Source organism: Neorhizobium sp. SOG26 (assembly GCF_003491345.1).
GTDB lineage: Bacteria > Pseudomonadota > Alphaproteobacteria > Rhizobiales > Rhizobiaceae > Neorhizobium > Neorhizobium turbinariae.
Map to the genome: position 1 here is coordinate 1761256 of NZ_CP025512.1, position 20890 is coordinate 1782145.

Genomic DNA, 20890 nt, shown 5'->3' on the forward strand with positions numbered 1-20890 from the left:
CGATGCCGCATCGCGAGGGCATTCGCATCTCCCCCACCGGAACATGGCGTCCCGATGCATTCGAAAAATACGACTATTGGAAGCGTGCGAGGCTTGTCAAGCGCGCTTCCCCGCCGGTTAACCAACGCGCCAAATTATCCAGCGCGGATTTTAGCGCGATAAATCAGCATCTTGTGAAGGATAAAATTGCACTCCTGAAAAACAGGTTGTGCAGATTCTTCATTTTCCCGCTTGAAAAAGTAATATTATATGTGAATGCTCCATTCGTCAGTTCGCTTTCTCATCACTGGGAGGATTTCAGATGAAAAGAGCACTCGCGACGGCTGCGGCCGTCCTTACGCTATCGCTAGCGTCCACCGTTTCCGCTGCATCGTTGACCGTCGGCTTTTCGCAGATCGGCTCCGAATCCGGCTGGCGCGCGGCAGAAACCACCGTCACCAAGCAGGAAGCTGAAAAGCGCGGCGTGAACCTCAAGTTCGCGGACGCACAGCAGAAGCAGGAAAACCAGATCAAGGCGATCCGCGGCTTTATTGCCCAGGGCGTTGACGCGATCTTCATCGCACCGGTCGTTGCTACCGGCTGGGACGCCGTCCTGAAGGAAGCCAAGGAAGAAAACATCCCGGTTATCCTGCTCGACCGCGAAATCGACGCGCCGAAGGACCTCTACCTGACGGCTGTCACCTCCGACACGGTCTACGAAGGCAAGGTTGCCGGCGAATGGCTGGTGAACGAAGTGGCCGGCAAGGACTGCAAGGTGGTCGAACTTCAAGGCACCACCGGTTCGTCACCGGCGATCAACCGCAAGAAGGGCTTCGAAGAAGCGATTGCCGGCAAGGACAACATCAAGATCGTTCGTTCGCAGACCGGTGACTTCACCCGTACCAAGGGCAAGGAAGTCATGGAAAGCTTCATCAAGGCCGAAGGCGGCGGCAAGGACATCTGCGCTGTCTACGCTCATAACGACGACATGGCTGTCGGCGCCATCCAGGCCATCAAGGAAGCCGGCCTGAAGCCGGGCTCCGACATCAAGGTGCTGTCGATCGACGCTGTTCCGGATATCTTCCAGGCCATGGCGAAGGGCGAGGCCAACGCAACGGTTGAGCTGACCCCGAACATGGCAGGCCCGGCCTTCGACGCTCTTGAAGCCTACCTGAAGGACAAGAAGGAGCCGCCGAAGTGGATCCAGACCGAGTCGAAGCTCTACACGGCTGCCGACGACCCGATGAAGGTCTACGAAGCCAAGAAGAACCTCGGCTACTGACCGTCAGGCACTCTGGCCGACCTCTCGTCGGTTCAGTTGCGTCCAAGGACCGGAGCGGCGCCCGCCGCTGCTCCGGCCCAGCGTATCGATGACCCGCAAGCCTGGGACCGATACGTCACACGAACAGCAAGAGCGCATCATTTCGCGTGGCAATACGCGGCGCCATGGTCTGCGGGTCACATATAATGACGGATACCAATACGCTTCTGGAAGCACGCGGAATCGGCAAATCCTTCCTTGGGATTACCGCGCTGGATGGAGTGGACTTCACGCTGGAAGCCGGCGAGATCCATGCCCTGCTCGGCGAAAACGGCGCCGGGAAATCAACGCTGATCAAGATCCTGACGGGCGTCTACACGCGTGACCGCGGAACCATGCGCATGCATGGCCAGGAGGTGACGCCGGCGAATGTGGGCGAAGCGCAGGCGCTCGGCATCGGGACCGTCTACCAGGAAGTGAACCTGCTCGAAAACCTGACGGTTGCCGAAAACCTGTTCCTCGGCCGCCAACCGCGACGCTTCGGCCTGATCGACCGGCGCGAGATGCGCCGCCGCTCCAAGGCGCTGCTCGAGCGCTACGGTCTCGACATCGACGTCGATGCGCTGCTTTCATCTTATTCGGTCGCGGTCCGGCAGATCGTGGCGATCGCCCGTGCCGTTGATCTTTCCGGCAAGGTGCTGGTTCTCGATGAACCGACGGCCAGCCTCGATGCGCATGAAGTCGAGATGTTGTTCTCGGTACTGCGCAAGCTGCGCGAGGATGGGCTCGGCATCATCATCATCACCCACTTCCTCAACCAGGTTTATGCCGTGGCCGACCGCGTGACGGTGCTGCGCAACGGTCGCCTCGTCGGCACCAAGAAACTGTCCGACCTGCCGCGCCTTGAGCTCATTTCCATGATGCTCGGCCGCGAACTGCAGCACATTACCCGCGACCACCAGGCAGAAGATGCGACCGTCGCTGCGACGGCCGAAGCGCCGATCCAGTTCCTGGGATACGGCAAGCGCGGCAGCGTCGCGCCATTCGATCTCCAGGTGAGGCCGGGTGAAGTGGTTGGCGTTGCCGGGCTTCTCGGATCGGGGCGTTCGGAAACGGCCTTCCTGTTGTTCGGCATCGATCGCGCCGACAGCGGGACGGCAATGGTCGACGGCAAGGAGGTCACACTCTCCTCCCCGGAAGCGGCGATCGCAAACGGCTTCGGCTTCTGCCCGGAGGAACGCAAGACCGACGGGATCATCGGTGACTTCTCGGTCGCCGATAACATCGCGCTCGCGCTCCAGGCGCGACAGGGCTGGGCGAAACCCATCACATCCGCCGAGAAGACGGCGCTTGCCGACAATTTCATCAAGTCGCTGGACATTCGCCCGGCCGACCCGGAGCGGCCGATCAAGTTCCTGTCCGGCGGCAACCAGCAGAAGGCGATCCTCGCCCGTTGGCTGGCGACAGACCCGCGCCTGCTGATCCTCGATGAGCCGACCCGCGGCATCGATATCGGGGCGCATGCCGAAATCCTGAAGATGATCGAGAAACTTTGCGCCGAGGGCATGTCGCTGGTGGTCATTTCGTCGGAACTCGAGGAACTCACCGCCGTCGCGCATCGCGTCATCGTCCTGTCCGACCGCAAGCATGTGGCGGAACTGGCCGGCAGCGAAATGACGGCCGACAACATCATGCAGGCGATCGCCTCCTCGGCCAGAACGGAGGCCGCGTGATGAACCGCGTTTCCCGTCGTCTGAAGCGGCTTGCACCGCAGATCATCGCGCTGGCGATCATCCTCGCGCTGATCACGGTCATCACCCCGGGCTTCCTCACGGTGTCGGTCCAGAACGGCCGGCTTTACGGCAGCCTCATTGACATCCTCGTGCGTGCAGCACCCGTCGCACTCCTGACGATCGGCATGACGCTGGTGATCGCCACCCGCGGCATCGACTTGTCGATCGGCGCGGTGATCGCCATCTGCGGCGCGGTCGCGGCAACGCTGATTACCCAGGATTATCCGCTGCCGGTGGTGATCGTCGTCTCGCTCGCGGTCGGCCTCGCCTGCGGACTGTGGAACGGCGTGCTGGTCGCGCTCCTCGACATCCAGCCGATCATCGCGACGCTGATTCTCATGGTGGCAGGGCGCGGCATCGCCCAGCTCGTGACCGAAGGGGCGATCCTCACCTTCAACAATGATTCCTTTTCGGCACTCGGGTCTGGCTCGCTTGGCGGCATCCCCATTCCGGTGCTGATCTGGATTGCAGCCGCGATCCTGATCGGGCTTCTGGTGCGCCGCTCGGCACTCGGTTTCCTGATCGAGGCGACCGGCATCAACCGCCGCGCGGCAACGCTTGCCGGGGTGAAGGCACGCTTCCTCCTTTTCTTCGTCTATGCCGTCTCCGGCCTCTGCGCGGCAATCGCTGGCCTGATCGTCACCGCCGACATCCGCGGCGCGGACGCAAACAATGCCGGTCTCTGGCTGGAACTGGACGCCATTCTCGCCGTCGTCATCGGCGGCACGTCGCTCAACGGCGGGCGCTTCTCGATCGCGGCATCGCTGATCGGCGCGCTGATCATCCAGTCGATCAACACCGGCATCCTAGTTTCGGGCTTCCCGCCGGAATTCAACCTGATCATCAAGGCCGTCATCATCGTGATCGTTCTGACGCTGCAGTCTTCGGCCGTCATATCGCTGCTGAACTTCGTGAAGCCCGCCAAACGCGGCCCGGAAACCCGCAATGTGAAGCCCCTTGATGAGGCAGAAGGGACCGCACGATGATCCACGCGCGCAACCTCCCGTTCGTGACGACGCTCGGCATCTTCGTGATCGCCTATGCGCTCTGCGTCGCGCAGTTCCCGAACATGCTGTCGACCCGGGTGATCGGCAACCTGCTGACCGACAACGCTTTCCTCGGCATCGCGGCGGTCGGCATGACCTTCGTCATCCTGTCCGGCGGCATCGACCTTTCGATCGGCTCGGTGATTGCCTTCACGAGCGTCTTCGTCGCCGTCATGGTCGGGTCGCTCGGCGTCCACCCGCTGGTTGCGTTTGCGGCGGTGCTCGTCATTTCCACGATCTTCGGCAGCCTGATGGGCGCGATGATCCGCTACCTCGACATTCCGCCCTTTGTGGTGACGCTTGCGGGCATGTTCCTGGCGCGCGGCGCGGCCTATCTCATTTCGACCGAGTCCGTGCCGATCTCGCATGAGATCATCGACACCATCCAGGGCTTCTATTTCCGCTTCCCCGGCGGCGGACGGCTGACCGCGCTTGCCATGCTGATGCTGGCAGTGTTCATCGCCGCTTCCTTCATCGCGGGGCGCACGCGCTTCGGAGCCAATGTCTATGCCATCGGCGGCAACCAGCAGTCCGCGGAACTGATGGGCGTGCCGGTCGGCTCGACCACAATCGGCATCTATGCGCTCTCCGGCTTCCTCTCCGGCCTCGCGGGTATCGCCTATACGCTCTACACCTCCTCCGGTTATTCGCTGGCGACGGTTGGCGTTGAGCTCGATGCCATCGCGGCGGTGGTGATTGGTGGTACGCTGCTGACGGGCGGCGTCGGCCTCGTCGCCGGCACCTTTGTCGGGATCCTGATCCAGGGCCTGATCCAGACCTACATCGTCTTCGATGGCTCGCTTTCTTCCTGGTGGACCAAAATCGTCATCGGCATCCTGCTTTTCGTGTTCATCGTGTTGCAGCGCGGAATCATCTGGTATTCAAACAGGAAATTGGCGGAGAGCCGGCTTAAGGAAGTGTGATGGGTCTTCTGGAAACGACGATCAGCGGGCGAAAGCGCCGCAGCAACCACGCGCATGTGGTGGCGGAGCTCGGTCGAGGCATCGTTTCCGGCAAGATCGCGGAAGGATCGCTGCTGCCTGGCGATTCGGAGCTTTCCGCCCGCTTCGGGGTCTCACGCACGGTGCTCCGCGAAGCCATGAAGACGCTCGCGGCCAAGCGGCTGGTGGAGGCGAAGGCGAAGGTCGGCACCCGGGTGCTGGACAAGGCGAGCTGGAATTTCTTTGATTCGGACGTGCTCGGCTGGCGGTTCGAGTCCGGCCTCGACTACGAGTTCATCGAACATCTGGCGGAAATGCGCATGGCGCTGGAGCCGGCGGCGGCGGCAGCAGCGGCGGTGCGCGCATCGAGCGACGATATCGTTGCGCTTTACGCCATTGCCGCGAAATTCGACGACCTGTCGCATACGCCAGAAACGATCGCGCAGGTGGACCTCGACTTCCACCTCGCCATTGCCCGCATGTCCGGCAACCCCTTCATGCGCTCGGCGAGCGCATTGATCGAGGCAGCGCTTGCCATTTCCTTCCAGCTGTCGTCGCCGGCGGCCTCGCCGGAAAAGATCGACGAGGTGGCCGCAAACCACCTGCGGATCACGCATGCGATCGCCTCGCGGGACCCGCAAAAGGCGATCGCCGCGATGCGCCACGTCATCGAGGTCGGCAAGGGCCGCATCCTTAGCACCTTCGACGTGACGCTGCCGGCCTGAACCTTACCGCGGCTCGAGCGTCATCATCAGGTTGGCGAGCAAGGCCGTGCGTGGCGCAACGCTGCTGACAAAAATATGCTCGTGGAAGGTATGCGGCCCTGCCCCGTCGGCACCAAGACCATCCAGCGTCGGCACGCCCATGGCCGCCGTGAAGTTACCGTCGGAGCCGCCACCGGTCGCCATGCCTTCGAGCGTGATGCCGAGGCCGCTCGCGATCTCGGCCGCCTTGTCGAACAGGCGCTTGCCCTCGACCGTCTGCGCAAACGGAGGGCGGTTCATCTTTCCGGAAATTTCGAAACTGATGTCAGGATCGACCGGCTTCATCGCTTCGATCTTCGCCGTCACCTCGCGGGCGCTCTCGTCGTCGGGAACCCGGACATCCACCTGCATGCGGCACTCCGCCGGCACGGTGTTGCGGCCGGTGCCGCCGTGGATCGTCCCGACGGTCACGGTAATGCCGCGCCCGGTGTCGTTCAGCGCTTCAAGTTCCAGCACCAGCCGGGCCGCCGCACGAACGGCACTGCGGCCATCCTGCGGCCGTGCGCCCGCGTGGGCGGCGCGACCTTTTACCGTGATGTCGTACATGGCCACACCCTTGCGCGCGACGACGACCTTGCCGCCGTCGCGGGCGGGCTCCACGACCAGGGCGTAACCTGCGGTCTTGGCTGCCTCTTCCATGAAGGCGCGCGATGAGAGGCTGCCCATCTCCTCGTCCGGCACGAACAGAAGGTCGATCGGCATCCTGGATCCGCGCTGCACGGCAAGCGTCATCGCCTCGAGCGCCATCAGCGCTCCGGATTTCATGTCATAGATGCCCGGGCCATAGAGGCTGTCACCTTCCTGGCGCAGCGGAAGTTCGTTTTCAATGACGCCGACGGCATGCACCGTGTCGAGATGCGCCAGCACCAGCACCGTTTTTTCGTTGCTGCCGGCCGGACGCGGCGAACGCACCGCCAGGATATCACCATAGCCAAGTGTACCGGGCAAACGCTCGACCTCCAGACCGGATGCCCTGGCGCGTGCTTCGACGCGATCAGCCAACCGGTTGACCGCTGCCGCATCCCGCGTCGGGGTCTCGATCTCCACCCAGGCCTTCAACTCCTCGATCAGGGCTTTGGCATCGATGTCTTCTGCGGAAACGGCAAGCATCATGAAAAGTCCTCGGTTTCAAAATTTGTAATGGGTGGGCACGGTCGATGTCACCGGCCGTTGACGAGCGCCAGGATGAGTTGATGGACATTGCCGCCGTCGCTCATCTCGACGCGGTCGAAATCTGAACTCTTCTGGCGTTGCGCGCGCGAAATCTCCCCGAGCTTCGCCTGCAGTGCCGCCCGCACCTTGGTGCATTTCGGGTCGTTCGGCGCGCTCAGGCCAATGCTGACACGCTCGATCTCCTTGACCATGTCCTTGATCATCACGCCATGCACGGCCTCGTGGCGGCGCACGCCGGTGATGAACGCATCCCACATGCGCTTCAGGTCCGGCGCGAGCGGAGAGGACGGTTTGGGCAGGGTGTAGGTGATGATGAGTCTGGGGCGCGCGGTTGTCAGCGTGCAGGAGCCGTCCGGCTGCGGCACGTATTTCCGTGTCCAGGTGAGCTTGAAGTTGGTGAGCGCAATCGTGCGCACTTCCTGCCCGATCTTCGGGCCGCGTTCGCCGATCGAGGCATAGAGCTCGACGCCGGAGGTGCCGGAGATGGCGTATGTCTTCCACTCCTCGACCGGCTGCCATGGCTCCTGCGCCATCACCGCCTCGGCGAGGAGAAAAGCCACAGCCGTCAGCCAGAAAGACCTCATCCAGTCACGCGGCTCCCTCGATATCCGTTGGATGAGAACTAGAGGCAGTCACCGATCGATGCAATAGGATGAAGCCGCGGGCAAATCTTGCGGGGCTGCGGCCTCAGTCCTCGGGAAAGATCGGATCTTCCACGAATTTGCCGCCCTGGTAGACAGCCATCGCCGAGGTGGGCGCTGGCCGCTCCTGCGTTGCATCAAGCTCGGCCCGAAACCGCTCGGCGTTGTCCTTCGGGCGCCATCCGAGATAGGAGGCGTGCGAGTTATCCCACCACTTGCTGTCATTGTCGGAAATGCCCCAGATGATCGGGCAGCCAAGCATCGGCGCGCGGAAGACGCAGCCGATCAGCGACACGAAGTCGTCATAGGACATCCAGCCTGACAGCATCCGGTGGTTCAGCGGCTTTTCGAAACAGCTGCCGATCCGCACGATCGCGGTTTCCTGCCCGAACTTGTCGAAATACATGCTCGCCAGCGCTTCGCCGAAGCATTTTGAGACGCCGTAAAGGCCGTCCGGCTTCATCTGCGCCTTGACGTCGATATGCTGGTCCTGCCGATAGAAGCCGACAACGTGATTGGAGCTTGCAAAGATGATGCGCGGATGCCCATGGGCGCGCGCTGCCTCATAGAGGTTGAAGAGCCCCAGAAGGTTGGCGTTGAGAATCTTGGAGAACTTGTCCTCCACCGATACGCCGCCAAGATGCAGGATGCCGTCGCAGCCTTCGACAAGCTTCATTACCGCCTCGGCGTCACCGAGATCGCAGGTGACGACTTCCTCGTTCGGCCCGGCAGCACCGACGTCCACGATGTCGGACAGCCGAAGGATCTCCGCCTGCCCCGACAAGCGGGCGCGCATCGCGCTTCCCAGGCCGCCGGCCGCACCTGTGATCAGAAGTCTCTTCAACACGTCATCCTCCCAAAGCGGCCAAGCGACCGCTCTCTGCCATTCACGCCAACTTGTTCGAGACAAGCACTACGACTTATCATACATCTTGACTTGCACTGGTCAACAAGCCACCGCACCGCTAAACAAGCTGGAATACCTGGCATACGAGTTGCCGCCCCAAGAGCAACTCCTGTCGGCAAGGAGGGCACTGTGAGCGTAGATGTGAAAGTCGATACCGGCAGGGGATCGAGGACACTGGTGTCTCGGCTGGCCGAGTCGCTGCGCGAGGCCATCAAGGCAGGAGAATTTGCTCCAGGTTCGCGGCTGCCAAGCGAAGCGCAACTGACCGAAGCGCACGGGGTGAGCCGCACCGTGGTTCGCGAAGCGATCGCAGCCTTGCGCGCCGACCGCCTGGTCGAGGCGCGGCAAGGCGCTGGCGTCTTCGTGCTGGATACGCCTGCCGAACCGCAGCCGGTGCCGTTGTCCTTGCAGGACATAGACCTGGCGCGGGTTTCATCGATGATCGAACTGCTCGAACTGCGCACGGCCGTGGAGGTCGAGGCGGCAGGGCTCGCCGCGGTGCGCCGGTCGCCGGCCCAGGAAGAAGTCATCCTCGAAAAACATTACGCGGTGCGCGCCTGCCTTGAGGCCTCCAAGCCTACCAGCGAGGCTGACTTTGCGCTGCACCTGGCGATCGCCGAGGCCACCAACAACCCGCGCTTTCGCGAGTTCCTGACGATGATCGGCCGCAGCGTGATCCCGCGCGCCGCCCTTCGTCCCGACGAGTCCGAAAAGGACCAGGCGGCCTACATCAAGCTCCTGGACGAGGAGCATAACGCCATCGTGGTTGCCATCTCGGATGGCAATGAGGAAGCAGCCCGGGAGGCAATGCGCAGCCACCTGCGCGGCAGCCAGCTTCGCTACCGCACACTGCTGCGGACGGTCCGTGAATCTGTAAGATGAGCTGTTGACACAGATCAACGCCACCTGTACGACAACTCAAGTCTGGAGGAGACGCTTACAGAGGAATTCATATGATGACGCCAGAAGAGATCAAGGCGGCACTCGGTGCCGGCCTTCTGTCCTTTCCCGTGACGCATTTTGATGCGGAAGGTCAGTTCCAGCCGGAAAGCTACCAGCGCCACATCGAATGGCTGTCAGGTTTCGAAGCGCCCGTCCTGTTTGCTGCGGGCGGCACCGGCGAGTTCTTCTCGCTCTCCCCCAACGAAATTCCCGGCATCGTCAAATCCGCCAAGGAAGCATCCGGCAAGACCGCGATCGTCTCTGGCTGCGGTTTCGGCTCGCATGTTGGCGTCCAGCTTGCCAAGGATGTCGAGAAGGCCGGTGCCGAGGGCATCCTTCTTCTGCCCCACTACCTGATCGATGCGCCGCAGGAAGGCCTTTACCAGCACGTCAAGCGCATCTGCCAGTCGGTCGGCATCGGGGTCATGGTTTATAACCGCGACAACTCCGTGCTGCAGGTCGATACCCTGAAGCGCCTTTGCGACGAATGCCCGAACCTCATCGGTTTCAAGGACGGCACCGGCGATATCGGCCTCGTGCGCCAGATCACCGCGACGATGGGCGATCGCCTGATGTATCTCGGCGGCATGCCGACGGCGGAGCTTTTCGCCGAAGCGTATCTCGGCGCCGGCTTCACCACCTACTCATCAGCCGTCTTCAACTTCGTGCCGGGGCTTGCGGTCGAGTTCTACAAGGCGCTGCGCGCCGGCAACCGCACCCGCTGCGAAGAAATCCTGCGCGACTTCTTCTATCCGTTCATGGCGATCCGCAACCGCCGCAAGGGTTATGCCGTGGCCGCCATCAAGGCCGGCGTTCGCCTGCAGGGCTTTGATGCCGGCAAGGTTCGCCCGCCGCTGGACGACCTGACGGCAGAAGAAGAGCAGATGCTTTCCAAGCTCATTGGCAGCCACAAGCGGTAACACCCGATGAAGATCGTCGCCGTTCGCACCCACCTTCTCGAGCACAAGCTCGACGTCGCCTTCGAAAGCGCCTCGATGCGCTTCGATCGCCGGGCGCATGTCCTCGTCGAGATCGAATGTGATGACGGCACGACCGGCTGGGGTGAGTGCCTTGGGCCGGCAAGACCGAATGCGGCAGTCGTCGCGACCTATGCGAACTGGCTGATCGGTGCCGATCCGCTGGAAAACGAAAAGCTCTGGGCAGTGCTCTACAACGCACTGCGCGACCAGGGCCAGCGCGGGCTCGCCGTAACGGCCCTGTCCGGCATCGACGTCGCGCTCTGGGACATCAAGGGCAAGCACTTCGGCGTTCCCGTCTCCACCCTGCTCGGTGGCCGGTTCCGCGAGAGCGTGCGGGCCTATGCGACGGGCAGCTTCAAGCGCGATGGCGTCGACCGGGTCGAAGACAATGCAGCCGATGTCGCGCGCTACCGTGCGGAGGGCTTCCACGCCACCAAGATCAAGATCGGCTTCGGCGTTGACGAGGACCTGCGGGTGATCCGCGGGGTGCGCGATGCGGCCGGTAGCGACATGCGTCTGATGATTGACGCCAACCACGGATATGATGTCGTGGAAGCGATCCGGCTGGGCAATGCCGCCGCTGACTACGGCATCGACTGGTTCGAAGAGCCGGTGGTGCCGGAGCAACTGGCTGCTTATCGGGAAGTGCGCGCAAAACAGCCTATCCCTGTTGCCGGTGGGGAAACCTGGCACAGCCGCTGGGGCATGCGCGAGCCGATCGAGAGCCGTGCGGTCGACATCCTGCAGCCTGACCTCGCCGGCGTTGGCGGCTTCACTGAAGCCAAGCGCGTCGCCGACCTTGCCGCGCTCCATGGCATTCGGGTTGTACCGCATGTCTGGGGTACCGCCGTTCATATCGCCGCAGCGCTGCAGTTCATGGCCGCGATGATCCCGAGCCCCGTCCGGGTCAATCCGATCGAGCCGATCCTGGAATTCGACCGCACCAACAATCCGTTCCGTCAGGCGGTGATCAAAACGCCGATCGAACACGAGCGCGGCGTGGTTCAGATCCCGAACGGCCCCGGCCTTGGGATCGAGATCAACCGCGATGCGCTCTCCGAATATCGCATGGGAGACATCTGATGCTCGTCCGCCCCCTTTCCGGCAATCCTCCCAAGACAAAGCTGCCCAAGGGCGCGGTCGACACTCAGATGCATGCTTACCTGCCGGGATATCCTTCCCTGCCCGGCGGCCCCGGCCTTCCCGCGGGCGACCTGCCTACCCCGGCTCAATATCGCGAACTGATGCGCTGGCTCGGCATCGACCGCGTGATCGTCACGCAGGGCAATGCGCAACAGCGCGACAATTCCAACCTCAACGCCTGCCTTGCCGAATTCGGCCCGATTGCCCGCGGCGTATGCGTCATCGACTCCGCCACCTCGGACGAGGAATTGGAAAGGCTTGCTGCGGCCGGCAATGTCGGCGCCCGCATCATGGACTTGCCCGGTGGCGCGGTGGACCTGTCCGAGCTTGAGGCGGTCGACGCCAAGGCTGCCTCCCGCAACTGGATGGTGGCGGTTCAGTTCGACGGCAGCAACATCCTGGACCATGAAGCCCGGCTGAAGGCCATGAAGTCGCGGTGGGTCTTCGACCATCACGGCAAGTTCTTCGCAAGCGTCACGCCAGACAGCCCGCAGGTCGATGCCGTGAAGCGCCTGATCGATGGCGGCAAGTGCTGGTTCAAATTTGCCGGCGTTTATGAATCATCGAAAGCTGGCGGCCCCGATTATGCCGACGTGGCAGCCGTCGCACGCGAGATCGCCCGCTATGCCCCCGAACGCATCGTCTGGGGCACAAACTGGCCGCACAACCTTGCCCGCGAACAGAAGGACTATCCGGACGACGTGGCTCTGACGGACACGGTGCTTGGATGGTTCCCGGACGAGGCGGGCCGCGATCTGGCGCTCGTGAAAAACCCCGAAGAGCTTTACGGCCTGCCCGCCTGGGCAGACGGCAGAGACTGAATTTCCAGACAACCGGGGCGTGGAGGCCCTGACGTTAATCCAAGAGGAGGACATCATGAAACTGACCAAAATGCTCGGCCTGGCATTCGGCATCGCGCTTGGCGCGACGGCCGCCCATGCCCAGGTGACACTACGCTCCGCCGACATCCACCCGGATGGCTATCCGACCGTCGATGCCGTCAAATACATGGGCGAGCTGCTCGAAAAGAGCACCGACGGCCGCATCAAGATCCAGGTCATGAACAACGCTGTTCTTGGCCAGGAAAAGGACACGATCGAACAGACCCGCTTCGGCGTCATCGACATGAACCGCGTCAACGCCGCGCCGTTCAACAACCTCGTGCCGGAAACGACCGTTCTCGGCCTGCCCTTCCTGTTCCGCTCGACCGAGCACATGCACAAGGTCGTCGACGGTCCGATCGGCGAGGAAATCCTCAAGGCCTTCGAACCGCACGGCCTGATCGGCCTTGCCTATTATGACTCGGGCGCGCGCTCCTTCTACACCACGAAGAAGCCGATCGAGAAGCTCGCCGACCTCAAGGGCATGAAGATCCGCGTCCAGCAGTCCGACCTGTGGATCGCCATGATGCAGGCCTTTGGCGCCAACCCGACGCCGATGCCGATGGGCGAAGTTTACTCCTCGCTCGAGACCGGCGTGGTCGACGGCGCGGAAAACAACTGGCCGTCCTACGAGTCTGCCCGTCACTACGAAGTGGCCAAGAACTACACCCTCACGCAGCACTCGCTGAACCCGGAAATTCTGGTCATGTCCAAGATCTCCTGGGACAAGCTGACGCCGGAGGACCAGAAGGCCGTGCGTGAAGCCGCCAAGGAATCCGTCAAGAAGATGCGTGAACTCTGGACGGCTCGCGAAAAGAGCTCGGAAGAGAAGGTTCGCGCCGGCGGCGCCAAGGTCATCGAAGTGGACAAGGAAGAATTCTCGGCCGCGATGAAGCCTGTCTACGACAAGTTCGTGACCGATCCGAAGCAGAAGGCTCTGCTCGAGCAGATCCAGGCCGTCAAGTAATCCGCAGGCAATGTCCGGCCCTCCCCGCGAGGGCCGGTTTTATTTTCGGCGCAGGACACGCGCGCGCCGGATCGTGGAGGACAGGTTCGTGAGAAACTTCATGTTGGCCATCAGGCCGATCTTGGGCGGGCTCAGCCGCCTGATGCTTTATATTGCCGGGATCGGCATGATCGGGATGACGCTCATCGTCGGCTGGCAGGTGTTCGGCCGTTACGTGCTGAACGACTCGCCCAGTTGGTCCGAGCCGCTGTCGCTTTACCTCATGTCCTGGTTCATCATGCTCGGCGCCGCCGTCGGCGTGCGCGAAAGCGTGCATCTGGGGCTCGACATCGTCCGCCACGTGGTGCCGCCAGTCATTCAGAAGGCGATGGACATCACCAGCCTCGTCCTGATCGTGCTCTTCGGGCTCGCCATGACCTATTACTCAACGCTGCTCGCCCAGGGCACCTGGTCCGCGACCATTCCGGTTCTCGGCTGGCCGGGCGGCACCGACTTCTTCCCGATGATCTTCGGCGGCACGATGATCGCCGTCTTCGCCCTGGAGCGCCTTGCCGACATCATCATCGGTGTCGACGTGGCGGCCGACGTCCTCGTGCAGGAGGCTGCATAATGGCTTATGCCATCCTTTTCGGTTCATTCACGGCGCTGATGATCATCGGCATGCCGATTGCCTTCTGCCTCGGCATCGCGTCCTTCGCGACCGTGCTTTACATTGGCCTGCCGCCGATCGTCATCTTCCAGCAGCTGAACTCCGGCATGAACGTCTTCGCGATGATGGCGATCCCGTTCTTCATCTTCGCCGGCGACCTGATGGTGCGCGGCGGGATCGCAACGCGGCTGATCCGCTTTGCGGCCGGCCTTGTTGGACACCTGCGTGGTGGCCTCGGCCAGGTCAACGTCGTTGCCTCCACCCTGTTCGGTGGCATTTCGGGCTCCGCTGTTGCGGATGCCTCCGCTGTCGGTGGCCTGATGATCCCGCAGATGGCGGCGCGCGGATATGACCGGGACTATGCAGTCAACGTGACCGCCAATGCCGCAATCATCGCGCTGATGATCCCGCCATCGCACAACATGATCCTTTATTCGATCGCAGCGGGCGGCAATGTTTCGGTGGCCGACCTCTTCACCGCCGGCATCCTGCCCGGGATCCTGCTTGCCGGGGCCCTGATGCTCACCGCCTGGTGGGTTGCGGTGAAGCGAGGTTATCCGGCCGATGCCTTCCCGGGTATTGCGCGCGTCGGTTATTATTTCCTGGCCTCGCTGCCCGGCATCCTCCTCATCGCCATCATCTTCGGCGGCGTTCGTTCGGGCGTGTTTACGGCGACGGAAAGCTCCTGCATTGCCGTGCTCTACGCCTTCCTCGTCGCGATGCTGGTCTATCGCGAACTGAACTGGGAAGGTTTCGTCGAAGCCGTGATGGGTGCAGTGCGCACCACTGCCATGGTGCTCCTGGTCATCGGCACCGCCGCCTCCTTCGGCTGGCTCATGGCCTTCCTCCAGGTCCAGACCCTGATCATCACGGCGATCAGCGCAATCTCGGACAACCCGATCATCGTGCTCTTGATGATCAACGTCATCCTGCTGGTGCTCGGTACCTTCATGGACATGGCGCCGATGGTCATCATCGCAACGCCGATCCTGCTGCCGGTCGTCAAGGCCTTCGGCATCGACCCGGTCCACTTCGGCGTGGTGATGATCCTCAACGCCGGCATCGGGTTGAATACCCCGCCGGTCGGCACCGTTCTTTTCGTCAGTTGCGCGGTGGGCGGCATCTCGATCCGTGAGGCGATGCGAACGATCTGGCCGTTCTTTGGCGCCAGCGTCGCGGTGCTGCTGCTCGTGACATACATTCCCGCGCTATCTCTGTGGCTGCCAAGCCTTTTCAAATAGCCAGCAGACGCTTAACAGTTTTCCTCCGGTCCCGCTCTCCAAGGCGGGACCTTCCACATAAGGGAGAGGCCCATGACCATCTATCAGAACCTCATTGCCGGCGAATGGGTCGGCACGGACGCGTCCAAGAACATCAGCCCCTCGGACACGAATGATGTCGTGGGCATGTATGCGCAGGGCAGCGCCGAAGACGCCAAGCAGGCGATTGCCGCGGCCAAGGCCGCCTTCCCGGCCTGGTCGCGCTCCGGGATTCTGGAGCGCCACGCGATCCTGAAGAAGACCTCCGACGAAATCCTCACCCGCAAGGACGAGCTTGGCGCGCTTCTCGCGCGTGAGGAAGGCAAGATCCTTTCCGAAGCCACCGGCGAAGTTATTCGTGCCGCGCAGATTTTCGATTTCTTTGCAGGCGAAACGCTGCGCCTTACCGGCGAAGTCGTGCCCTCGGCCCGCCCTAACATCGGCGTCGAGATCACCCGCGAGCCGCTCGGCGTCATCGGCATCATCACGCCGTGGAACTTCCCGATTGCCATCCCGGCCTGGAAGATCGCGCCAGCGCTTGCCTACGGCAACACCGTTGTCTTCAAGCCCGCGGACCTCGTTCCCGGTTGCGCCTGGGCGATCGTTGACATCATGCACCGCGCCGGTCTGCCGAAGGGCGTGCTGAACCTCGTGATGGGCCGCGGCTCGGTCGTCGGCCAGGCCATGCTCGACAGCCCGGATCTCGCCGGCATCACCTTCACCGGCTCCACCGGTACGGGCAAGCGCGTGGCGCTCGCTTCCATCGAGCATAACCGCAAGTTCCAGCTGGAAATGGGCGGCAAGAACCCGATGGTCGTCCTGGATGACGCCGACCTCAACGTCGCCGTCGAAGCGGCCGCCAATTCCGGCTTCTTCTCCACCGGCCAGCGCTGCACGGCCTCCTCGCGCATCATCGTGACGGAAGGCATCCACGACAAGTTCGTCGCAGCGCTGACCGAGAAGCTGAAGACCCTCAACGTCGACAACGCCATGAAGGCCGGTACCCATATCGGCCCGGTGGTGGACGAAAAGCAGCTGAAGACGGATACGGACTATATCGAGATCGGCAAGCAGGAAGGCGCAAAGCTCGCCTTCGGCGGCGACCTCGTGAAGCGCGAGACGCCCGGCTTCTACTTGGCACCGACGCTGTTTACCGAAGCCACCAACCAGATGCGGATCTCTCGCGAGGAAATCTTCGGACCGGTCGCATCGGTCATCCGCGTGAAGGATTACGAGGAAGCGCTCGCTGTTGCCAATGACACGCCGTTCGGCCTTTCAGCCGGCATCGCCACGACGAGCCTGAAATACGCCACCCACTTCAAGCGCAATTCGGAAGCGGGCATGGTGATGGTCAACCTGCCGACCGCCGGCGTCGACTTCCACGTGCCGTTCGGTGGCCGCAAGGCTTCGTCGTTCGGTCCGCGCGAGCAGGGCAAGTATGCCGCCGAGTTCTTCACGGTCGTAAAGACGGCTTACACGCTGGCCTGATTGGAAATCACACGCATGAAAAAGGCCCTGCCGTTTGCCGCGGCAGGGCCTTTTTCGTTCGATGATTGATTACTCGGCAGCTGCCACACTTGAGCGCTTGGGCAACCTCCAGTTCGGCCGTGGGAAATGGCAGGTATAGCCGTTCGGGTAACGCACCAGGTAATCCTGGTGCTCCGGCTCGGCCTCCCAGAAATCACCAACCGGCTCGACTTCCGTCACCACCTTGCCGGGCCACAGGCCGGACGCATCGACATCGGCAATGGTTTCTTCGGCGATGCGCTTTTGCTCCTCGTTCTCGTAGTAGATCGCGGAGCGGTAGCTCATGCCGATATCATTGCCCTGGCGGTTCTTGGTGCTCGGGTCGTGGATCTGGAAAAAGAACTCCAGGATATCGCGGTAGCTGGTCTTGGTGCGATCGAAGATGATCTCGATCGCTTCCGCATGCGTTCCGTGGTTGCGATAGGTCGCATTTGGCACGTCACCGCCGCTATAGCCCACGCGGGTGGAGATGACGCCAGGCAGGCGTCGGATCAGGTCTTGCATGCCCCAGAAGCAGCCGCCGGCCAGAACGGCCCGTTCGGTAGACGTCGTCATGCTTTCCTCCTTGGAATTGGTTTCCCGCCTAAAATGGCGATCCGGGCGCTGATATTCAATGTCGAATACCTAGAGGCGACGGCGCCGCGTTGTCCGCCCCTCGACAGAGGAACGCCGCACAGGTTATCGAGGGGCGCAGACGCTGCGGAGGATTCCTTATGACGCCGAAACCGACCTCGATCATTCTCGATTGGGGCACAAGCTCGCTGCGTGCCATGCTCGTTTCCGGGAGCGGCGAGACGATCGACACCAAGGAGACGAGCAGCGGCGGCATCCAGTTCGTCAAGGACGGTGCGTTCGAGGCAGCACTGATGGAGGCGGTGGGCGCGTGGTTCACCGCTCATGGCCCCCTGCCCGTCATCGCCAGCGGCATGATCACCAGCCGCAACGGCTGGCTTGAAGTTCCTTATGTCGATACGCCCGGCGGCGTGGGAGAACTGGCGCGCGGCACCCGAACCCAGACGCTCGCGAACGGCGCGGTCGTCACTTTCCTGCCGGGCATGCGCAACCCGGCCGCCAAACCGTTCCCGGATGTGATGCGCGGCGAGGAAACCCAGATCGTCGGCTTTGGCCTGGAGAAGGATCGGACGCTCGTTCTGCCCGGGACGCACAGCAAATGGGCGCGCATCAAGAATGGCCGCATTGATGGCTTCCAGACCTACGCGACGGGCGAAGTTTTTGCGCTGCTGACGAAACATTCATTCATCGCCAAGGCGGAGGAGCCTGCCCCTGGCTCGGAGCCGAACTGGGCGGCCTTCGATCGTGGCGCCGAGTTTGCCGCCAGCAATGAGGCTGCCGCGGATGCCTTCCTGTCGGCGATCTTCAGCGCCCGCACCGGCGTGCTCGACGGCAAGCTGAAGCCGCAGGACATCATGGATTATGTTTCCGGGCTCGTCATCGGCTCCGAGTTCCGCCAGGCTCGGGCCGCGGGCTGGTTCAAGGACGGTGATGCCATCGGCATTGTCGGAAACAACATCCTGAACAGCCGCTACAGCCGCATCGCGCCACTCTTCCGCCTGAGCGTCGACATCGGCCCGGCGGACGCGGCAAAACGCGGCATCATGCTGATCGCGGCCGAAGCCGCACGATAGTTGATCAAGGAGTTCGACATGAACCTGGAACAGGCCCTGGCCTCCTGTAATCTCGTCGCCATATTGCGCGGCATCCGCCCGGATGAGGTGGAAGCGGTGGGCGAGGTTCTCATTGAAGCCGGCTGGCGCATCATCGAGGTGCCGCTCAACTCACCCGACCCGCTGAAGAGCATCGAGACACTGGTGAAGCGGTTCGGCGATCAGGCACTGATTGGAGCCGGTACCGTCCTCTCGCCAGCGCAGGTTGCCGATGTTGCGGCGACCGGCGCCAAGGTGATCATTTCGCCGAACGCCAATCCGGCAGTCATCAAGGCCTCGCGACAGGCGGACATGGTGAGCCTGCCGGGGGTCGCAACACCGACGGAGGCCTTTGCGGCCATCGAGGCCGGTGCAACCGGCATTAAGGCATTCCCCGCCGAGGCGATCCCGCCACACGTGATCAAGGCGTGGAAGGCGGTCCTGCCGAAGGACATTCCGGTTCTCGCCGTCGGTGGCGTGACGCCGGACAACATGGCAGACTTCGTGAAGGCGGGCGCGGCCGGATTCGGCATCGGTTCGTCGCTCTACAAGCCGGGCGCCGACGTCGCATCCATAAAGGCGCAGGCCATCCGGTTCATCGAGGCAATGAAGGCGGCGCGGGGTTAATCGCAGCTATCGCGGCGAACGGGAACCAAATCCGGCGTCCGTGGGTTGCCGCAGCACCATCACAAGGGGCAGTCATGGCAAAGATCAACCACAGCATCGAACATCAGCAGAAGGTCTACCAGAAGTGGGCGCCGATCTATGATCGCGTCTACCGGGGTTTCCTTGGTGATGCGCATCGCACGGTTGCCAAGCTCGCCGCGGACGCTGGTGACGATATCCTGGAGGTGGGCGTCGGAACGGGCCTCATCCTGCCGCACTATCCCGCCCGCTGCCGCGTGACCGGCGTCGATCTCTCCGAACACATGATCGCCAAGGCGCGCGAAAAGGTGGAGCGACAGGGGCTCGGTCACGTCAAGGCGCTGCATGTGATGAACGCGCACCACCTCGACTTCGCCGACCGTTCGTTCAACGCCGTATGCCTGCCCTTCGTCATCACGCTGATCCCGGATCCGGAACGGGCGCTCGACGAATGTGCCCGCGTTCTCAAGCCCGGCAGCGAGATCATCATCGCCAGCAAGCTCGGGCATGGCCGCGGCCTGCAGGGTGCGATCGAGGAAGTCGTGGCGCCGCTTGCGCACCGCGTCGGCTGGAGCTCCGCCTTCCGTATTTCGCGAATTGCCGATTGGGCCGCCCGTCGTGGTGATTTCGAGGTGGCCGAGATCCGCCCGGTGTTTCCGAACGGATTCTTCAAGGTGATGCGGCTCAAGCACCGGCTGTCGGCCTGAGGCGGCTAGCTACCTTGTCTTGAGCACCGAGACTGCCTGCTCGCTTTTCTGAACATATTCGTTCGCATCGCTTTGCCGCTGCACAAGCAGGATGAACAGCAGGTCTGTCAGCATCAACTGTGCATCACGGGCGGTGATCGCGGAGGACCGAACGCGTTCTTCATCGGCCACCGTATGAAGCCGGATGTCCGCCACCTGCGCCAGCGGGCCACCGCTCAGGCCGCTCACCGCAATCACGGTCGCGCCACGATCGCGCGCCAATTCGGCGATCCGCAAGGTCTCGATGCTGCTGCCGGAATAGGACAGCGCAAACAACACGTCGCCGCTGCGCAGCGTCGAGACATTGGCCATCTGCACGTGGCTGTCGCTGTCATGCAGGACGTTACGGCCGAGTTTCATCAGCTTGTAGGAAAAGTCGCGGGCCACGAGCGACGAAGCGCCGACGCCGGCCATGTGGATCCGGCGCGCTTCATCGAGCGCCGCGAGCGCCCGGCCGATGTCCTGCTCGCTGTTGACGGAGAGCGTCTGCTGCATGGCAAGCATCTTGCTGCCGATCAGCTTCTGCAAGATCGTCAGGTAGCTGTCACCCACCTCGATGCTGCCGTGGATCATGCCCGGCGCCGTGTGGCGCTCCTGCGCCTTGGCTTCGCTGACGGCGAGCTTCAGCTCCTGATAACCGGCAAAACCGAGCTTCTGGCTGAACTTCACGACGCTGGACTGGCTGCGCCCAGTCTCCGCGGCGAGCCCGCCCGACGAGAGCCGCAGCATCTGATCCGGGTTGTCGAGGATAAACTGGCCGATCTCGCGATCAGCCGGGGCCATGATCTCAAGCTGTGCGTTGATCTTCTTCAGGACTGACATGCGTTCATCCGCAACTGGCGCTGTTCGATCGACTTAAATGACCTGCACCCTATCACCCAGCCGGCGTGAGGTCATGGGATATTATACCGGAGACCGCGCCTTGGAATAAAATATTCCGCGTGATTGACAGCCGCACCATTCGGTTTAGGGTTCGTCAGAA

At 62.6% G+C, this 20890-nt stretch carries 21 protein-coding genes; 16 read left to right on the forward strand and 5 right to left on the reverse strand.

Going from position 1 to position 20890, the window contains the following annotated elements; genetic code table 11:
* Window positions 1–301: 301 nt before the first annotated feature.
* The 5 genes from ytfQ (at window position 302) to CYG48_RS08740 (ending at window position 5745) form a co-directional block, all read left to right on the forward strand.
* A complete protein-coding gene (gene ytfQ, locus CYG48_RS08720; protein ID WP_118850025.1) occupies window positions 302–1261 on the forward strand; it encodes a galactofuranose ABC transporter, galactofuranose-binding protein YtfQ in 960 nt (319 codons plus the stop codon).
* 185 nt (window positions 1262–1446) lie between these two features.
* Entirely contained in the window at window positions 1447–2973 is a 1527-nt protein-coding gene (locus tag CYG48_RS08725; RefSeq protein ID WP_118850026.1) for a sugar ABC transporter ATP-binding protein, read from the forward strand.
* Window positions 2973–4019 carry an ABC transporter permease gene (locus tag CYG48_RS08730; RefSeq protein ID WP_199925110.1) on the forward strand — a complete coding sequence of 349 codons (1047 nt, stop codon included), beginning with the start codon at window positions 2973–2975 and terminating at the stop codon, window positions 4017–4019. Before CYG48_RS08725 ends, CYG48_RS08730 begins: the two co-directional genes overlap by 1 nt.
* Window positions 4016–5002, forward strand: a complete 987-nt coding sequence (gene yjfF / locus CYG48_RS08735; protein ID WP_118850028.1) for a galactofuranose ABC transporter, permease protein YjfF — start codon at window positions 4016–4018, stop codon at window positions 5000–5002. The genes CYG48_RS08730 and yjfF overlap by 4 nt, the downstream gene beginning before the upstream one ends.
* Window positions 5002–5745 carry a FadR/GntR family transcriptional regulator gene (locus CYG48_RS08740; RefSeq protein WP_118850029.1) on the forward strand — a complete coding sequence of 248 codons (744 nt, stop codon included), beginning with the start codon at window positions 5002–5004 and terminating at the stop codon, window positions 5743–5745. The genes yjfF and CYG48_RS08740 overlap by 1 nt, the downstream gene beginning before the upstream one ends.
* A gap of 3 nt (window positions 5746–5748) precedes the next feature.
* Here CYG48_RS08740 and CYG48_RS08745 read toward each other — a convergent pair whose 3' ends face one another.
* From CYG48_RS08745 to CYG48_RS08755, 3 genes are all read right to left on the reverse strand, one after another.
* The gene (locus CYG48_RS08745; protein WP_118850030.1) at window positions 5749–6897 is read right to left on the reverse strand and encodes a M20 family metallopeptidase; all 1149 of its coding nucleotides are present in this window, start codon (window positions 6895–6897) and stop codon (window positions 5749–5751) included.
* A gap of 47 nt (window positions 6898–6944) precedes the next feature.
* The gene (locus tag CYG48_RS08750; protein WP_118850031.1) at window positions 6945–7541 is read right to left on the reverse strand and encodes a DUF922 domain-containing Zn-dependent protease; all 597 of its coding nucleotides are present in this window, start codon (window positions 7539–7541) and stop codon (window positions 6945–6947) included.
* A 103-nt stretch (window positions 7542–7644) separates the two neighbouring features.
* A complete protein-coding gene (locus CYG48_RS08755; protein ID WP_118850032.1) occupies window positions 7645–8442 on the reverse strand; it encodes an NAD-dependent epimerase/dehydratase family protein in 798 nt (265 codons plus the stop codon).
* A 192-nt stretch (window positions 8443–8634) separates the two neighbouring features.
* Here CYG48_RS08755 and CYG48_RS08760 point away from each other — a divergent pair, with 192 nt between their 5' ends.
* From CYG48_RS08760 to CYG48_RS08795, 8 genes are all read left to right on the forward strand, one after another.
* A complete protein-coding gene (locus CYG48_RS08760; RefSeq protein WP_118850033.1) occupies window positions 8635–9387 on the forward strand; it encodes a FadR/GntR family transcriptional regulator in 753 nt (250 codons plus the stop codon).
* A gap of 74 nt (window positions 9388–9461) precedes the next feature.
* The gene (kdgD, locus tag CYG48_RS08765) at window positions 9462–10367 is read left to right on the forward strand and encodes a 5-dehydro-4-deoxyglucarate dehydratase (protein ID WP_118851564.1); all 906 of its coding nucleotides are present in this window, start codon (window positions 9462–9464) and stop codon (window positions 10365–10367) included.
* A gap of 6 nt (window positions 10368–10373) precedes the next feature.
* Window positions 10374–11510, forward strand: a complete 1137-nt coding sequence (locus tag CYG48_RS08770) for a mandelate racemase/muconate lactonizing enzyme family protein (RefSeq protein WP_118850034.1) — start codon at window positions 10374–10376, stop codon at window positions 11508–11510.
* Window positions 11510–12391, forward strand: a complete 882-nt coding sequence (locus CYG48_RS08775) for an amidohydrolase family protein (protein WP_118850035.1) — start codon at window positions 11510–11512, stop codon at window positions 12389–12391. The genes CYG48_RS08770 and CYG48_RS08775 overlap by 1 nt, the downstream gene beginning before the upstream one ends.
* Window positions 12392–12446: 55 nt before the next feature.
* The gene (locus tag CYG48_RS08780) at window positions 12447–13418 is read left to right on the forward strand and encodes a TRAP transporter substrate-binding protein (RefSeq protein WP_445304298.1); all 972 of its coding nucleotides are present in this window, start codon (window positions 12447–12449) and stop codon (window positions 13416–13418) included.
* A gap of 88 nt (window positions 13419–13506) precedes the next feature.
* Window positions 13507–14028: a TRAP transporter small permease gene (locus CYG48_RS08785; RefSeq protein ID WP_118850036.1), complete on the forward strand. Its 522-nt coding sequence runs from the start codon at window positions 13507–13509 to the stop codon at window positions 14026–14028.
* A complete protein-coding gene (locus tag CYG48_RS08790; protein ID WP_118850037.1) occupies window positions 14028–15308 on the forward strand; it encodes a TRAP transporter large permease in 1281 nt (426 codons plus the stop codon). Before CYG48_RS08785 ends, CYG48_RS08790 begins: the two co-directional genes overlap by 1 nt.
* A 72-nt stretch (window positions 15309–15380) precedes the next feature.
* Window positions 15381–16814: an aldehyde dehydrogenase family protein gene (locus CYG48_RS08795; protein ID WP_118850038.1), complete on the forward strand. Its 1434-nt coding sequence runs from the start codon at window positions 15381–15383 to the stop codon at window positions 16812–16814.
* Window positions 16815–16883: 69 nt separating this feature from the next.
* Here the strand turns inward: CYG48_RS08795 and msrA are convergent, their stop codons facing one another.
* Window positions 16884–17408: a peptide-methionine (S)-S-oxide reductase MsrA gene (msrA, locus tag CYG48_RS08800; protein WP_118850039.1), complete on the reverse strand. Its 525-nt coding sequence runs from the start codon at window positions 17406–17408 to the stop codon at window positions 16884–16886.
* 158 nt (window positions 17409–17566) lie between these two features.
* Between msrA and CYG48_RS08805 the strand changes: the two genes are divergently transcribed.
* From CYG48_RS08805 to CYG48_RS08815, 3 genes are all read left to right on the forward strand, one after another.
* A complete protein-coding gene (locus CYG48_RS08805; RefSeq protein ID WP_118850040.1) occupies window positions 17567–18499 on the forward strand; it encodes a 2-dehydro-3-deoxygalactonokinase in 933 nt (310 codons plus the stop codon).
* A gap of 18 nt (window positions 18500–18517) precedes the next feature.
* On the forward strand, window positions 18518–19144 hold the full coding sequence (locus CYG48_RS08810; RefSeq protein ID WP_118851566.1) for a 2-dehydro-3-deoxy-6-phosphogalactonate aldolase: 627 nt from the start codon (window positions 18518–18520) through the stop codon (window positions 19142–19144).
* Window positions 19145–19218: 74 nt separating this feature from the next.
* Window positions 19219–19869 carry a class I SAM-dependent methyltransferase gene (locus tag CYG48_RS08815; protein WP_118850041.1) on the forward strand — a complete coding sequence of 217 codons (651 nt, stop codon included), beginning with the start codon at window positions 19219–19221 and terminating at the stop codon, window positions 19867–19869.
* 9 nt (window positions 19870–19878) lie between these two features.
* Here the strand turns inward: CYG48_RS08815 and CYG48_RS08820 are convergent, their stop codons facing one another.
* The gene (locus tag CYG48_RS08820; RefSeq protein WP_118850042.1) at window positions 19879–20730 is read right to left on the reverse strand and encodes a MurR/RpiR family transcriptional regulator; all 852 of its coding nucleotides are present in this window, start codon (window positions 20728–20730) and stop codon (window positions 19879–19881) included.
* Window positions 20731–20890 lie beyond the last annotated feature (160 nt).

Bases quoted from the DNA above. Each gene is read 5' to 3' on its own strand.
- ytfQ (WP_118850025.1), top strand. From the start codon at position 302: ATGAAAAGAGCACTCGCGACGGCTGCGGCCGTCCTTACGCTATCGCTA.
- CYG48_RS08725 (WP_118850026.1), top strand. From the start codon at position 1,447: ATGACGGATACCAATACGCTTCTGGAAGCACGCGGAATCGGCAAATCC.
- CYG48_RS08730 (WP_199925110.1), top strand. From the start codon at position 2,973: ATGAACCGCGTTTCCCGTCGTCTGAAGCGGCTTGCACCGCAGATCATC.
- yjfF (WP_118850028.1), top strand. From the start codon at position 4,016: ATGATCCACGCGCGCAACCTCCCGTTCGTGACGACGCTCGGCATCTTC.
- CYG48_RS08740 (WP_118850029.1), top strand. From the start codon at position 5,002: ATGGGTCTTCTGGAAACGACGATCAGCGGGCGAAAGCGCCGCAGCAAC.
- CYG48_RS08745 (WP_118850030.1), bottom strand. From the start codon at position 6,897: ATGATGCTTGCCGTTTCCGCAGAAGACATCGATGCCAAAGCCCTGATC.
- CYG48_RS08750 (WP_118850031.1), bottom strand. From the start codon at position 7,541: ATGAGGTCTTTCTGGCTGACGGCTGTGGCTTTTCTCCTCGCCGAGGCG.
- kdgD (WP_118851564.1), top strand. From the start codon at position 9,462: ATGACGCCAGAAGAGATCAAGGCGGCACTCGGTGCCGGCCTTCTGTCC.
- CYG48_RS08770 (WP_118850034.1), top strand. From the start codon at position 10,374: ATGAAGATCGTCGCCGTTCGCACCCACCTTCTCGAGCACAAGCTCGAC.
- CYG48_RS08775 (WP_118850035.1), top strand. From the start codon at position 11,510: ATGCTCGTCCGCCCCCTTTCCGGCAATCCTCCCAAGACAAAGCTGCCC.
- CYG48_RS08780 (WP_445304298.1), top strand. From the start codon at position 12,447: ATGAAACTGACCAAAATGCTCGGCCTGGCATTCGGCATCGCGCTTGGC.
- CYG48_RS08790 (WP_118850037.1), top strand. From the start codon at position 14,028: ATGGCTTATGCCATCCTTTTCGGTTCATTCACGGCGCTGATGATCATC.
- CYG48_RS08795 (WP_118850038.1), top strand. From the start codon at position 15,381: ATGACCATCTATCAGAACCTCATTGCCGGCGAATGGGTCGGCACGGAC.
- msrA (WP_118850039.1), bottom strand. From the start codon at position 17,408: ATGACGACGTCTACCGAACGGGCCGTTCTGGCCGGCGGCTGCTTCTGG.
- CYG48_RS08805 (WP_118850040.1), top strand. From the start codon at position 17,567: ATGACGCCGAAACCGACCTCGATCATTCTCGATTGGGGCACAAGCTCG.
- CYG48_RS08810 (WP_118851566.1), top strand. From the start codon at position 18,518: ATGAACCTGGAACAGGCCCTGGCCTCCTGTAATCTCGTCGCCATATTG.
- CYG48_RS08815 (WP_118850041.1), top strand. From the start codon at position 19,219: ATGGCAAAGATCAACCACAGCATCGAACATCAGCAGAAGGTCTACCAG.
- CYG48_RS08820 (WP_118850042.1), bottom strand. From the start codon at position 20,730: ATGTCAGTCCTGAAGAAGATCAACGCACAGCTTGAGATCATGGCCCCG.